The sequence below is a fragment of the Leifsonia naganoensis genome (assembly GCF_013410615.1).
Taxonomy (GTDB): Bacteria; Actinomycetota; Actinomycetes; order Actinomycetales; family Microbacteriaceae; genus Leifsonia; species Leifsonia aquatica.
The window spans coordinates 3408635-3421147 of record NZ_JACCHJ010000001.1 but is presented as its reverse complement, the minus strand read 5'-3'; the positions used below and the strand labels follow the sequence as shown (position 1 = coordinate 3421147).

12 protein-coding genes are annotated in these 12513 nt (G+C 70.8%); 5 read left to right on the top strand and 7 right to left on the bottom strand.

The features are described from left to right. Positions 1-19: 19 nt before the first annotated feature. Entirely contained in the window at positions 20-988 is a 969-nt protein-coding gene (locus HNR14_RS16495; RefSeq protein WP_179701891.1) for a DNA topoisomerase IB, read from the bottom strand. Beyond that, positions 985-1872 carry a non-homologous end joining protein Ku gene (gene ku / locus HNR14_RS16490; RefSeq protein WP_179701890.1) on the bottom strand — a complete coding sequence of 296 codons (888 nt, stop codon included), beginning with the start codon at positions 1870-1872 and terminating at the stop codon, positions 985-987. Before ku ends, HNR14_RS16495 begins: the two co-directional genes overlap by 4 nt. A gap of 75 nt (positions 1873-1947) precedes the next feature. Between ku and HNR14_RS16485 the strand changes: the two genes are divergently transcribed. From HNR14_RS16485 to HNR14_RS16475, 3 genes are read left to right on the top strand one after another with little or no spacing between them, the layout of a single operon-like run. Continuing rightward, entirely contained in the window at positions 1948-4431 is a 2484-nt protein-coding gene (locus HNR14_RS16485; RefSeq protein WP_179701889.1) for an ATP-dependent DNA ligase, read from the top strand. A gap of 5 nt (positions 4432-4436) precedes the next feature. Then, the gene (locus tag HNR14_RS16480; protein ID WP_021765576.1) at positions 4437-4880 is read left to right on the top strand and encodes a hypothetical protein; all 444 of its coding nucleotides are present in this window, start codon (positions 4437-4439) and stop codon (positions 4878-4880) included. A gap of 44 nt (positions 4881-4924) precedes the next feature. Then, on the top strand, positions 4925-6226 hold the full coding sequence (locus tag HNR14_RS16475) for an MFS transporter (protein ID WP_179702713.1): 1302 nt from the start codon (positions 4925-4927) through the stop codon (positions 6224-6226). Positions 6227-6246: 20 nt separating this feature from the next. Here HNR14_RS16475 and HNR14_RS16470 read toward each other — a convergent pair whose 3' ends face one another. Then, positions 6247-6888, bottom strand: coding sequence for a putative glycolipid-binding domain-containing protein (locus HNR14_RS16470; RefSeq protein ID WP_246311589.1), 642 nt, complete (start codon positions 6886-6888; stop codon positions 6247-6249). 34 nt (positions 6889-6922) lie between these two features. Between HNR14_RS16470 and HNR14_RS16465 the strand changes: the two genes are divergently transcribed. Continuing rightward, positions 6923-7249 (top strand): hypothetical protein, encoded by a 327-nt coding sequence (locus HNR14_RS16465; RefSeq protein ID WP_179701888.1) that lies wholly within the window; start codon positions 6923-6925, stop codon positions 7247-7249. A gap of 32 nt (positions 7250-7281) precedes the next feature. Here the strand turns inward: HNR14_RS16465 and HNR14_RS16460 are convergent, their stop codons facing one another. Continuing rightward, a complete protein-coding gene (locus HNR14_RS16460; RefSeq protein ID WP_179701887.1) occupies positions 7282-8436 on the bottom strand; it encodes a citrate synthase in 1155 nt (384 codons plus the stop codon). A gap of 15 nt (positions 8437-8451) precedes the next feature. On the opposite strand from HNR14_RS16460, the gene HNR14_RS16455 reads away from it, so the two are divergent. Next, the gene (locus tag HNR14_RS16455) at positions 8452-9723 is read left to right on the top strand and encodes a citrate/2-methylcitrate synthase (RefSeq protein ID WP_343064519.1); all 1272 of its coding nucleotides are present in this window, start codon (positions 8452-8454) and stop codon (positions 9721-9723) included. A gap of 73 nt (positions 9724-9796) precedes the next feature. Here the strand turns inward: HNR14_RS16455 and HNR14_RS16450 are convergent, their stop codons facing one another. Genes HNR14_RS16450 through HNR14_RS16440 form a run of 3 tightly spaced genes read right to left on the bottom strand, consistent with a single transcriptional unit; the run spans position 9797 to position 12451 of the window. Continuing rightward, on the bottom strand, positions 9797-10456 hold the full coding sequence (locus HNR14_RS16450; protein ID WP_021763432.1) for a methionine ABC transporter permease: 660 nt from the start codon (positions 10454-10456) through the stop codon (positions 9797-9799). Continuing rightward, on the bottom strand, positions 10453-11478 hold the full coding sequence (locus HNR14_RS16445) for a methionine ABC transporter ATP-binding protein (protein ID WP_021763433.1): 1026 nt from the start codon (positions 11476-11478) through the stop codon (positions 10453-10455). The genes HNR14_RS16450 and HNR14_RS16445 overlap by 4 nt, the downstream gene beginning before the upstream one ends. 4 nt (positions 11479-11482) lie before the next feature. After that, on the bottom strand, positions 11483-12451 hold the full coding sequence (locus HNR14_RS16440; RefSeq protein WP_021763434.1) for a MetQ/NlpA family ABC transporter substrate-binding protein: 969 nt from the start codon (positions 12449-12451) through the stop codon (positions 11483-11485). Positions 12452-12513: the final 62 nt, after the last annotated feature.

Sequence of the window (12513 nt, the reverse complement as noted above, 5' to 3'; positions counted from 1 at the left end):
CCGTCGCCGGCGCTGCCGGTCAGCTCTCGAGGAGCTCCAGCAGCGCCGGCTCGGGCACGCGACCGCCCGCCGTGTCGATGACCTCTCCCTGGCGGTACCGGTCGAAGACGCGCGGGTCGATGTAGCTGTTGCGGGCGATGGCCGGGGTGTTGCCGAGTGCGGCGGCAGCCTCGTTCACGGCCGCGGTCACGCGCTTCTTGCGACGCGACTCCGTGTCGCTGATGCCGAGTTCGGCGAGCGCCTCCGCGGCGACGATCGTGCCGTGGAGGGTGCGGAAGTCCTTCGCGGTGAACTCGCCGCCGGTCTGCCTGCGGATGTACTCGTTGAGGGAGGCCGGGCGCAGGGTGTGCCAGGTGCCGTCCTTCCACGAGAGCAGCCGCGAGCGCTGGCCGCGCAGCGCCTGGATCTGGGTCAGGAGCTCGGCGAGGTCGGCGTCGACGATCGTGCTCGTCCACTTCTGGGCCGATTTGGCGGGGAAGGTCAGCGTGATCTCGTCGCCGTCGATGCGGGCGTGCCGGCAGAGCAGGGTGGTGAGGCCACGGCTCCCGTTGGCGTGGAGATACTCCTCGCTGCCGATGCGGACGCTCCCGAGATCGATGATGCGGAAGGCGGCCGCGAGCACGCGGTCGCGCCCGAAGCCCTCCGCGCGGAGATCCATGGTCACCTTGCGCCGCGCCGACGGCAAGGTCTCCGCCAGCTGAGCGGCGCGCTCGAACTTCACGCGGTCCTGATGCAGCCGCCAGGAGTCGTGGTACCGGTACTGCCGGCGCCCGGCCTGGTCGGTGCCGACGGCCTGGATGTGCCCGCGCGCGTCGGGCGAGATCCACACGTCCTCCCACGCCGGCGGGATCACGAGCGAGCGGATGCGCTCCAGCTCGCGCTCGTCGACGATGGGATTGCCGGCCTCGTCCTCGTAGACCGGACCCTTCTTGCTGGCACGACGGTGGTATCCCGGCCCGGACGGGTCGCTGCGGCGCAGGCGCGTCACGCGGGCTTCTTCGCCTTCTTGGCGGGTGCGCTCTTGGCGGCGGTGCTCTTGGCGGCGGTCTTCTTCGCCGGGGCCTTCTTGGCGGGCTCCTTCGTCGACCGGCTGCGCTCGACACTGCGCTGCAGCGCCTCCATGAGGTCGATCACCTCGCCGCCGCCCTTCGCCTTCTCGGGCTCCTCGCCGAAGGTCTCGGCGGTGTCCATGCTCTCGCCCTGCTCGAGCTTGGCGTCGATGAGGCGGCGCAGCTCCTCCTGGTACTCGTCGGTGAACTTCTCCGGCTCGAAGTCGCCGGCGAAGCTCTCCATCAACGCCGCGGAGAGCTTCAGCTCGCGCTCGGTGATCCGCGGAGTCGAGTCCAGGGCCGGGAAGTCGGCCTCCCGGATCTCGTCGTGCCAGAGCATCGTCTGCAGCACGAGCACGTTGCCCCGCACGCGCAACGCCGCCAGGCGCGTCTTCTGGCGCAGGGCGAAGTTCACGATCGCGGTGCGGTCCTCGTCCTCCAGTGTCTTGCGCAGGAGCGCGTACGCCTTGAGCGACTTGGAGTCGGGCTCGAGGTAGTAGCTGCGGTCCAGCATCATCGGATCGATCTGCTCGTTCGGCACGAACTCGACCACGTCGATCTCGCGGCTGCGCTCGGCCGGGAGCGACGACAGGTCCTCCGGCGTGAGGATCACCGTCCGGTCGCCGTCGTCGTACGCCTTCGCGATGTGCTCGTACGGGATGACCTTGCCGTCGATCTCGCACCGCCGCTGGTACCGGATGCGGCCGCCGTCGGCGTCGTGCACCTGGTGCAGTGCGACGTCATGATCCTCCGTCGCGCTGTAGACCTTCACCGGCACGTTGACCAGCCCGAAGGTGATCGCACCCGTCCATATGGCCCTCATGCGCTCTATCGTGTCCGCGCATCGCCCTGATTTCAACCAGTGATCGAAGGATGTTCCCCGGCGTACGGTGGGCGCATGGCTGCGGATGACACCGAGACCGTCTCGATCGACGGTCACCGGCTGAAGCTCACGAACCTCGACAAGGTCATGTATCCGGAGACCGGGACGACCAAGGCGGACGTGATCGGGTACTACCACGCGATCGCGGAGGCGATGATCCCGCACGCCCGCGACCGCATCGCGACCCGCAAGCGCTGGGTGCACGGTGTGGGCACGGCCGACCATCCGGGCGAGGTCTTCTTCCAGAAGAACCTCGATGCCTCCTCCACACCGAGCTGGGTGAAGCAGCGCACCATCACGCACAAGACGAGCGAGAACACGTACCCGCTGGTCAACGACCGGGCCACGCTGGTGTGGCTCGCGCAGATCGCGTCGCTGGAGATCCACGTGCCGCAGTGGCGCGTCGGACGCGGTGACGCCCGGCGCAACCCGGACCGCATGGTGCTCGACCTCGACCCGGGCGACGGGGTGACCCTGGCCGACTGCGCCGAGGTCGCCCGTCTGGCTCGCGGCATCCTGACCGACATGGGGCTCGACCCGCTGCCGGTGACCTCCGGCTCGAAGGGCATCCACCTCTACACCCCGCTCGACGGATCGCAGACGAGCGATCAGATCTCGGCGGTCGCCCACGAACTGGCGCGGGCGCTGGAGGCCGACCATCCCGACCTCGTCGTCAGCGACATGAAGAAGGCGCTGCGGGCGGGCAAGGTGCTCGTGGACTGGAGCCAGAACAACGGCGCGAAGACCACGATCGCTCCCTACTCGCTGCGCGGGCGGCTCCGGCCGACAGTCGCGGCACCGCGCACCTGGCGCGAGCTGGAGGCGAAGGACCTGCGTCACCTGGAATACGAGGAGGTGCTCGAGCGCGTGAAGAAGCACGGCGATCCCCTGGCCGGTCTCTCCGCGGGCGGCACGGCCGAGGCCGGGCACCCGGACGCCGAGCAGCTGCCCGACGCCGCGGGCGATCGGCTGACGACCTACCGCTCCAAGCGCGATGCCGCCAAGACCCCCGAGCCGGTCCCCGCGGTCAGTCCGGACGCGGTCGACGGCCGCTCGTTCGTCATCCAGGAGCACCACGCCCGGCGGTTGCACTGGGACTTCCGCCTGCAGCACGACGGCGTGCTCGTCAGCTGGGCACTCCCCAAGGGGCCGCCCGTCGACCCGAAGCAGAACCACCTCGCGGTGCACGTCGAGGACCACCCGCTGGAGTACGGGACGTTCGAGGGCGACATCCCGCACGGCGAGTACGGCGCCGGGCACGTGGACATCTGGGACCACGGCGAGTACGAGCTCGAGAAGTGGCGGGATGCGGAGGTGATCGTCACGCTGCACGGACAGTCCGACGGCGGCCTGGGCGGCGAACCGCGGAAGTTCGCGCTCATCCGCACGGCAGGCCGGGACGGCGACGAGAAGAACTGGCTCATCCACCTGATGAAGGACGACGGGGAGGCGGCCGAGAAGAAGCCGGCGGCGAAGACGAAGGCGAAGCCGGACGCGGCGAAGAAGAAGTCGACGACGGAGCGCATCACCGAGACGCCCGTCTCCCCCATGCTCGCCACCCTCGGCTCCGAGAAGGACGTCGACGACGAGGACGACTGGGCGTTCGAGATGAAGTGGGACGGCATCCGCGCCGTCGCCGTCGTGCGCGGCGACCAGCTGCGGCTCACCACCCGCAACGGCAACGACGTCACCGCGACCTATCCGGACCTCGCCGGGCTCGTCGCGCTCGCTGACGGCCACGACCTCGTCGTCGACGGCGAGATCGTCACCCTCACTCCGCGCGGACGCCCGGACTTCGGCCTCCTGCAGTCGCGGATGGGACTGACCCGCCCCGCCGAGGTGGCCGCCGCCGCGGAGCGGGCACCGGCGCACTACTTCGTGTTCGACATCCTGGAGTTCGACGGTCACGACCTCCGCCGCACGCCCTACGACGAGCGCCGGTCGGCGCTGCAGGACGCGCTGCGACCACCTGGCGGCGACCCGATCCAGGTCCCGCCGGCGTTCGCGGGCGACCTCGCCCACGCCGTCTCGTCATCGCGCGAGCTGGGGCTGGAGGGCGTCATGGCCAAGCGCCGCGACAGCACGTACACGACCGGTCGCCGATCCCGCTCCTGGATCAAGATCAAGCACCATCTGGCCCAGGAGGTCGTGATCGGGGGCTGGACGCCCGGAACCGGTCGGCGCGCCGGGACCCTCGGCGCCCTGCTCCTGGGCATCCCGGACGGGGACGTGCTGCGCTACGTCGGCAAGGTCGGTACGGGCTTCTCGGACGCCGACCTCGACCGGCTCGCCGCCCTGCTGGCCGCGCACCCGCGCAAGACCAGCCCGCTCGAAGGCGTGCCCTCCGCCGACGCCCGCGGCGCGAACTGGGTGCGCCCCGAGCACGTCGGCGAGGTCGAGTTCGCGGAGTGGACCGGCACCGACCGCCTGCGCCAGCCCTCCTGGCGCGGCCTGCGGCCCGACAAGTCGCCGGACGAGGTCGTGCGGGAGGTAGGGTAGTCGTCGTGAGCACGAACGTTACCGCCCCCACCGCGGCCCACACCGAGGCCGTCACCGCCGACGACGAGCACGGCCCGCTCGTCCGCAGCCTCAGCGCCACCCTCCCCGGTGCGCTCGGCTCGGTCATCGCCACCGTCGTGGTCCTGGCGACCATCGTCTTCGGCATCTGGAGCCTCATCGCGACCTGGAGTGGCAACCCGGGAGCCGGCCTGCCCCTGTTCCAGGTCGTCGTCGCCGGCACGGTCGTCGCGATCAACGCGATCGCCGCTCGCAAGACCTTCAGCTACGTCATCACCCTCATCGGCGCCGTGCTCTGGCTCTGGGTGTCCGTCACGCCGTTCGAGCCGTTCTGGCAGACCCTGCTGCAGGCGGTGACCTTCACCATCATGGCCGCCGGCGTCGTCTTCTCGACCGCCGCCGTCGCGCTCAGCAAGAAGCCCCGCTTCTGAGTCCGGACGACGCTCCGGCCACGAAGGAGCCCGACGATACGACACTGGCCCGCCGGCGCCACTTCGTCGATCTCACCCCGCTGAAGGAGTCCCCCGCGTTCGCGCGGCTCTGGCTCGGCGGTGCCATCTCGGGCATCGGCGGTCAGATGACCATCGTGGCCGTCGGCCTCCACATCTACGACCTCACCGGCTCGACCCTCGCGGTGGCGCTCGTCGCCCTCTTCGCGCTGGGGCCGATGATCGTGTTCGGCCTCTACGGCGGCGTCCTCGCGGACGCCTTCGACCGGCGACTCGTCGCGCTCGTCACGGCGATCGTCGCGTGGGCGTCGACCGCGGGCATCGCCGTCTTCGCCTGGCTCGACATCCAGGTGGTGTGGCCGCTGTACGTGCTCACGACCATCAACGCCGTCGCGTCCGTGATGATCGGCAGTACGCGGCAGGCGATCACGCCGCGCCTCCTCCCCACCCGGCTGCTGCCCGCGGCGAGCGCCCTCGGCGGCATCAGCATGGGCGTGATGGTGACCGTCGGGCCCGCCCTCGCCGGTGTGCTGGTCGCGACCGTCGGCATCGCCTGGACCTACACGGCCGACGTGCTCCTCTTCACGGCGGCGTTCCTCGGGATCTTCACGCTGCCGTCCATCGTCCCCGAGGGCGAGCGTCAGAGCGCGGGACTCGCGTCGGTGCTCCAGGGGCTCCGGTTCCTGCGCTCCGCCCCGAATCTGAGCATGACGTTCGTGCTCGACCTCATCGCCATGACCTTCGGCCAGCCGCGCGCCCTCTTCCCCGCCGTCGGCGCGCTGCTGATCGGCGGCGGCCCGGTGACGGTCGGCATCCTCACCGCCGCCGGCGCGGTCGGGACCCTCGTCTCGAGCGTGTTCTCCGGCCGGCTGGGACACGTCCGCTGGCAGGGGCGCGCCGTGGAGCGCGCCATCCTCGTCTACGGCGCCAGCATCCTGGGCTTCGGGATCGTGCTGGCCGTCGTCGCGATCGGCGGCTGGAACGGCGGCGGCACCTCCATCGCCCAGGCCAACCTCCCGGCGCTCGTGCTCGCGACACTGCTGCTCGCCGCCTCCGGGGCCGCCGACAACATCAGCTCCATCTTCCGGATGACCATCCTCCAGGCGTCGGCGCCCGACACGATGCGCGGCCGGCTGCAGGGTGTCTTCACCGTGGTCGTGACCGGCGGTCCGCGTCTCGGCGACCTCTACATCGGCCTCCTGGCCCTCACCGGTGCCCTCTGGTTCCCGCCGCTGCTGGGCGGGCTGCTCATCGTCGTGCTCGTCGCGACGGTGGTGCGGGTGCAGGGCGCATTCCGACGCTACGACGCTCTCGACCCGACGCCGTAGCGTCAGCGGGTGCCTTCGCGTCAGCGGGCGCGGATGCGCCGGGCGAGTCGCGGATAGTCGATCACCACGCCGCCCTCGTCCACGCCGAGATCGGCGACGAAGCCGCGGTCGGCGCTCCGGTAGCGCACCACGCCGCGGCCACTCGCGGAGTCGAACGGCTCGGCGGCGCTGTAGACCTGCCGGCTCGCCCGCACCTCGAGGCTCGGCAGGTCGACCCACGCCATCGTGAGTTCGGTCTCCTCCACGCCACGCAGGGCGCCGAGCCGCAGGATGGGCATCGTGTTCGTGACCGGGCAGAGGGCGAGGTCGCAGTCCAGGGCGCCGTCGACGGCGGCGGGCTCGGCGAGACCGGGGTGCGCCATCGACTCGCCGTGGAAGGCCGTCGTCCCGTGCGCCCAGCTCTCGCTCGCCCACCGGCCGCCATCGTCCCGGGTCAGCACGAGCCAACGGGTGAAGCCGCGACCCGTCACCGAGACGTCGAGCCGCGTCGTCACCCAGTCGGGCCCGGTCTCGAGCGACCAGCTCGTGACGTAGTCCGTCGTCCGCGAGACGCCGAGGGCGTCCAGCCGGTCCGGCGCCAGCGTGACCGTCGCCGCCTCCAGCCGCTCCGGATCCTCGTCGCCGACCCACTCCACGTGCCGCACCGCTCCACGCATCGCCATCGCCTCCGTTCACCCGGCACGATACGCTCGCCGCATGGACGCAGCGACCTCGCTCGACCGCCGTCGGGGTGAAGGCGTGCGCCGGTCGCAGATGAGGAGACGTGTCATGCAGGCCTCGACCGTTGACCCGCGAACCATCAGTGCGGCGCTCGAGCCGGACGCCTACCGTGTCTATTTCCACGATGCCGATGGCGCGTCTGACGAATGGCGGCTCACAGAGGCTGCCTCCGTCGTCGAGTGCCTCGAGTGGGCCGACCGGCACGCGGACGACCGCACGTACGTCCTGTATGTCGAGATCCCCCGGACCGGAGGTGAACGACTCCTCGCCCGGCTCGCCGGCACGGATCCCAACGAGACATAGCCGCGGCCTGGTGTCGCCGGCCGGCGGCCGATCTATCGGAGCACGGGCGGCCTGACCGGCTCGGGCCCGACGTAGCGGGCGGAGGGGCGGAGGATCTTCCCGTCCGCCGCCTGCTCGAGCACGTGCGCCGACCAGCCGACGACACGCGCAGCCGCGAAGGTGGGCGTGAACATCGAGCGCGGGATGCCGCACAGCTCCATCACGATGCCGGCGTAGAACTCGACGTTCGTGTGCAGCTCCCGGCCGGGCTTCAATTCGGCGAGCAGCTGCTGCACGCGCTCCTCCACCCGCACTGCGAATTCCACGCGCGGTCCGCCGAACCCGAGGGCGACCTCCCGCAGCATCCGCGAACGCGGGTCCTCGGTGCGGTACACGGCGTGGCCGAAGCCCATGACGCGGCCGCCCGAGGTGACCGTCTGCGTGATCCACTCGTCGATGCGGTCCGGCGTGCCGATCGCGTCGAGGGTGTCGAGAGCGCGGCTGGGAGCGCCGCCGTGCAGCGGTCCCGACAGGGCGCCGAGCGCTCCGACGACGGCGGCGACGAGGTCGGCGCCGGTGGACGCGATGACCCGGGCGGTGAAGGTGGACGCGTTGAAGCCGTGGTCGATCGCCGCCGTCATGTACGCGCTCAGGGCGCGTACCCGCTCGGGATCGGGCTCAGCGCCCGTGACCAGGTAGAGGTAGTCGGCCACGTGGCCGAGGTCGTCGCGCGGCTCCAGCGGCTCACCTCCCTCGGCGAGGGTGTGCAGGCTCGCGAGCAGCACCGGCGTCACGGCGGCCGCGCGGACCGCGTCGACGAGCCGCTCTCCGGGGTCCTCGTCGTACACGGGGCGGATGCCGTCGGCGGCAGCGACGGCATCCAGCGCCATCCGCAGGCCCGCGAGCGCGTCCCCCGCCGTCAGCCGCGCGATCGCCGGGAGGAGCTCGCGCACCTGATCAGGGATGCGCCGCGCCTCCGCCGTGCGCGCACGGAACGCCGCGAGCTGCTCCGCGTCGGGCAGCTCGCCGTTCAGCAGCAGGAACCAGGACTCCTCGAACGCGTGATCGCGCGCCAGCTCGATCGCCGGGTACTGGCGGTAGTGGTAGAAGCCCTCCTGGCCGCGCACGTCGCCGAGCGCGGTGCTGGCGGCCACCACATTGGTGAGTCCGCGCGGGACGTCGATCAGGGTGTCGTTCATCCGGTCCATGAGGGTAGTGTGAGCGTGGATTTCCACTACGTCAACGTTGATCGGATCAACATGGATGCCCTCCCCCGCCTCACAGCGGAGCAGACCGCCGAACGCCTCGGGGTCAAACTCGAGACCCTCTACGCCTACGTGGCTCGCGGCAAGCTCGCCCGCGACCGGACGGCCGACGGCTCGTCGTTCGACCCGCTGGAAGTCGAGCGGTTCGCCGCCGCACGGCGACGCCGTTCCGCTCCGGGGAGCCCCGCGACCGGGCGATCGGACGGCCGCCCACTCATGGTCATCGAGACGACCTTCGCTCTCATCGAGGACGGCGACCTCGTCTACCGCGGGCGCCGCGCCGTCGAGCTCGCGCGCGAGCCGTTCGAGACCGTCGCGCGGTGGGCGCTCACCGGCGCGTGGGACGCGGACGCCCGGTTCTCCCCCGGTGCCGGGATGGCGGCCGCGCGGCGAGCGGCGGACGCGCTGCCCGCCTCCGCCGGTGACCGGGATCGCCAGCTGATCGCGGTGACCGCCCTCGCGGCGGCCGACCCGCTGCGGACCTCCCTCGACCCGGCGACCGTCGCCGGGGCCGCCGAACGGATGGTGGCGGGGATGGTCTCCGTGCTGCCCGTCGTGGGCGGCGGCGACGGCGCGAGCGAGACGGATGACGACCCGCTCGCACTGCGCCTCCACCGCCGTCTCGCCCCAACGACTCCGACCCCAAGCGCAGTCGGCATCCTGAACGCCGCTCTGGTCCTGCTGATCGACCACGACCTCGCGGTCTCCACCCTCGCCGCACGGGCCGCCGCCTCCGCCCGGGCGACCCCCTACGGCGTGGTGATCGCCGGGATGGGCGCGCTCGACTCCCCGCTGCACGGCAACGCCAGCCGTGCAGCTCATCGGCTGCTGGCTCGCGTCGTCGCCGGGGAGGATCCCGCCCGGGTTGTGGCCGACGCGGTCGTCGCCGGTTCCGGCGGCCCCGTCCCGGGATTCGGTCAACCGCTGTATCCCGACGGCGATCCGCGCGCCCGGGCTCTCCTGGACCTCCTCGCCGCCGAGGCCAACGCAGCGCCGGTCCTCTCAGCGGTGGAGGCGGTCTCCACCCTGCTGCGCGACCGCGCCGGCGCGCACCCCAACATCGACCTCGCGCTCGGCGCCCTCACGCTCGCCCACGGGATGCGGGACGACGCGGGCGAGGTGGTCTTCGCCACGGCGCGTGCGATCGGCTTCGTGGTGCACGCCCTCGCCGAGTACGGCGAACCGCCCCTCCGGCTGCGCCCCGTCGGCCGCTACACGGGACCGCTTTAGGAACGCGCGTGCCGCGTCCCGGGACGTCTGCGGCTGCGCGTGCAGGCGCAGACGTCCCGGGAGGGCGCAGTCGCTAGCGGCGCAGCGCCTTGCGCGCGAGCCAGTTGCCCAGGAACTGCGCGGCCTGCACCAGGATCACGATGGTGATGACCGCGATCCACGTCACCGCCCAGTCGTAACGCTGATAGCCGTACGCGATCGCGAAGTTGCCCAAGCCGCCTCCGCCGATGCTGCCGGCGATGGCCGAGAGATCCACGATGGCGACGAAGATGAACGTGTAGCCGAGGATCAGCGGCCCGAGCGCCTCCGGGATGAGCAGGGTCGCGATGATCCGCAGCGGGTGCGAGCCCATCGCCCGCGCCGCCTCGATCACGCCCGGCTCGATCGTGACGAGATTCTGCTCCACGATCCGCGAGATGCCGAAGGTCGCCGCGATCGTCATCGGGAAGATCGCCGCCGGCGTGCCGAGGAACGTGCCGAGCACGGCCTGCGTCAGCGGGGCGATCGCCGTCATGAAGATGATGAACGGGATGGGGCGGATGAAGTTCACCACGATGTTGAGCACGGTGAACACGGCCGGGTTCTCGAGCAGACCGCCCTTGCGGGTCGTGTACAGCAGCACGCCGAGCACGAGCCCGAAGATGCCGCCCAGCACCAGCGTGACGACGACCATCCAGAGCGTCTGGCCGATCGAGTCCAGGTAGACGGGCCAGAGAGTGGACCAGTCGCTCATGCGGACACCTCCTCGACGTCGGTGACGGTACGGAGCTCGGCGATCAGCGCATCCACCGCGGCGGGCTCGCCGATCAGTTCGAGCGTGAGACTGCCGAAGGACCGACCCTGCAGGGCGGAGATGCCGCCGTAGACGATCTCGAAGCGCACGCCGTGGCGGCCGACGGCGTCGGAGAGCACGGAGCCCAGGCGTCCGTCGTCGGCGACCCGGGCCGAGACGATGCGACCGGAGTGCTTGCCCCGCAGCCGCTCGATGTCGTCCGCGCCGGGCTGATTGCGCAGCACCGTGCCGACGAAGCGCTGAGCGGTCGACGTCTGCGGGTCCGAGAACACCTCGAACACGGTCCCCTGCTCGATGACCTTGCCGGAGTCGAGCACGGCGACCCGATCGGCGATCGAGCGGACGACCTCCATCTCGTGCGTGATGACGACGATCGTCACCCCGAGTTCGTCGTTGACCCGCTTGAGCAGCGAGAGCACGTCCGCCGTCGTCTCGGGGTCCAGCGCGCTGGTGGCCTCGTCGGCGAGCAGGATGTCGGGGTTCGTCGCGAGCGCCCGGGCGATGCCGACCCGCTGCTTCTGACCACCGGAGAGCTGGTCGGGGAACGACCACGCCTTGTCCGTCAGACCGACGAAGGCGAGCAGCTCGGCGACGCGCTCCTTGCGCTTGTCCGCCGGCCAGCCCGCCACCTTCAGCGGGTAGGCGATGTTGCCGAAGACCGTGCGGGAGCGGAACAGGTTGAACTGCTGGAAGATCATCCCGATCCCGGCACGGACGCTGCGGAGGTCGCGCTCCTTCAGAGCGGTGATCTCGCGGCCGTCGACGACGATCGTGCCGCTGGTCGCGTGCTCCAGCGCGTTGATGAGCCGCAGCAGCGTGCTCTTGCCGGCGCCGGAGTAGCCGATGATGCCGAAGATCTCGCCGCGCTCGATGGCGAGGTCGATCCCTTCGACGGCCGCGACCGTGGCGTCACCCGAGCGGAAGCTCTTGGTGACGCCACGGAACTCGATGATGGGGCTCACCGGGTTACTTCGCCGCCTCGATGTTCTTCTTGAGCGTGTCGAGCACGGCGATGAGATCGGCCTGCGGCTTGTCGACGATCACCGCGGTGTTCTTCGACTCGGCGAGCACCGAGTCGGTGACCTCCTTGGAGTGGTACAGCTCCGCGATCTTCAGGTAGGTCGCGTTGTCCTTGTCCTTCTCGCGCGACACGAAGGCGTTGATGTACGGCTCCGCGGTCTCGGACTTGGGGTCGTCCTGGAAGATGGCGGACTTCGGGTCGATTCCGGCCGTCAGCGCGAAGTTGTTGTTGACGATGGCGCCGTCGGCCGAGTTGAGCGCCGGAGCGGTCTGGGCCGCGTCCACCGGGATGACGGTGACCTTCGAGGCCGAGGCGTCGATGTCGGCCGGGGTGGCGAGCGTGTTGCCGCCGTCCTTGAGCTTCAGGAGGCCGGCCTTCTGCAGCACGAGCAGCGCACGCGCCTGGTTGGTCGCGTCGTTCGGGATGGCGATCTGCGCGCCCTGCGGGATCGCGTCGACCGAATCGTACTTGTGCGAGTAGAGGGGCAGCGGCACGACCAGGGTGGACGCGATCGGGACCAGGTTCTGCTTCGCCTGCACGTCGTAGTTCGCGAGGAACTGGAGGTGCTGGAAGAGGTTGAGGTCGATCTGGCCGTCGGCGAGCGCCGGGTTGGCCTGGGTGTAGTCGCTGAAGCCGACGACGTCGATGGTGATGCCTTCGGCGGCGGCCTTCTTCTTCAGGATGGCCCAGTACGGGGCGGCCTGCTCGGTGGTGCCGATCTTCACGGTGACGTTCTTCGCGCCGGCGGCCTGCGAGGAACCGTTGGCGGCGACGTTCACGGCGATCAGCACGGCGGCCACGATCACGACGACGACCGCGACGGCGATGCCCGCGATCCAGCCGACCTTCGACTTCTTCGGCTTCTCGGGCAGCGCCGGCGTCGGGGAGCCGGCAGGAGGGGTGGCGTCGGGCATGGCTGTGCCTCTCTCTTGTGAAGGGGGGAATGTGATACCGGTGTTCGTCCGCCGGTGGAACC

Coding starts and splice junctions, on each gene's coding strand:
- HNR14_RS16450 (WP_021763432.1), bottom strand. CDS start 10,456: ATGAGCGACTGGTCCACTCTCTGGCCCGTCTACCTGGACTCGATCGGC.
- HNR14_RS16440 (WP_021763434.1), bottom strand. CDS start 12,451: ATGCCCGACGCCACCCCTCCTGCCGGCTCCCCGACGCCGGCGCTGCCC.
- HNR14_RS16460 (WP_179701887.1), bottom strand. CDS start 8,436: ATGGACCGGATGAACGACACCCTGATCGACGTCCCGCGCGGACTCACC.
- HNR14_RS16485 (WP_179701889.1), top strand. CDS start 1,948: ATGGCTGCGGATGACACCGAGACCGTCTCGATCGACGGTCACCGGCTG.
- ku (WP_179701890.1), bottom strand. CDS start 1,872: ATGAGGGCCATATGGACGGGTGCGATCACCTTCGGGCTGGTCAACGTG.
- HNR14_RS16465 (WP_179701888.1), top strand. CDS start 6,923: ATGGACGCAGCGACCTCGCTCGACCGCCGTCGGGGTGAAGGCGTGCGC.
- HNR14_RS16470 (WP_246311589.1), bottom strand. CDS start 6,888: ATGGCGATGCGTGGAGCGGTGCGGCACGTGGAGTGGGTCGGCGACGAG.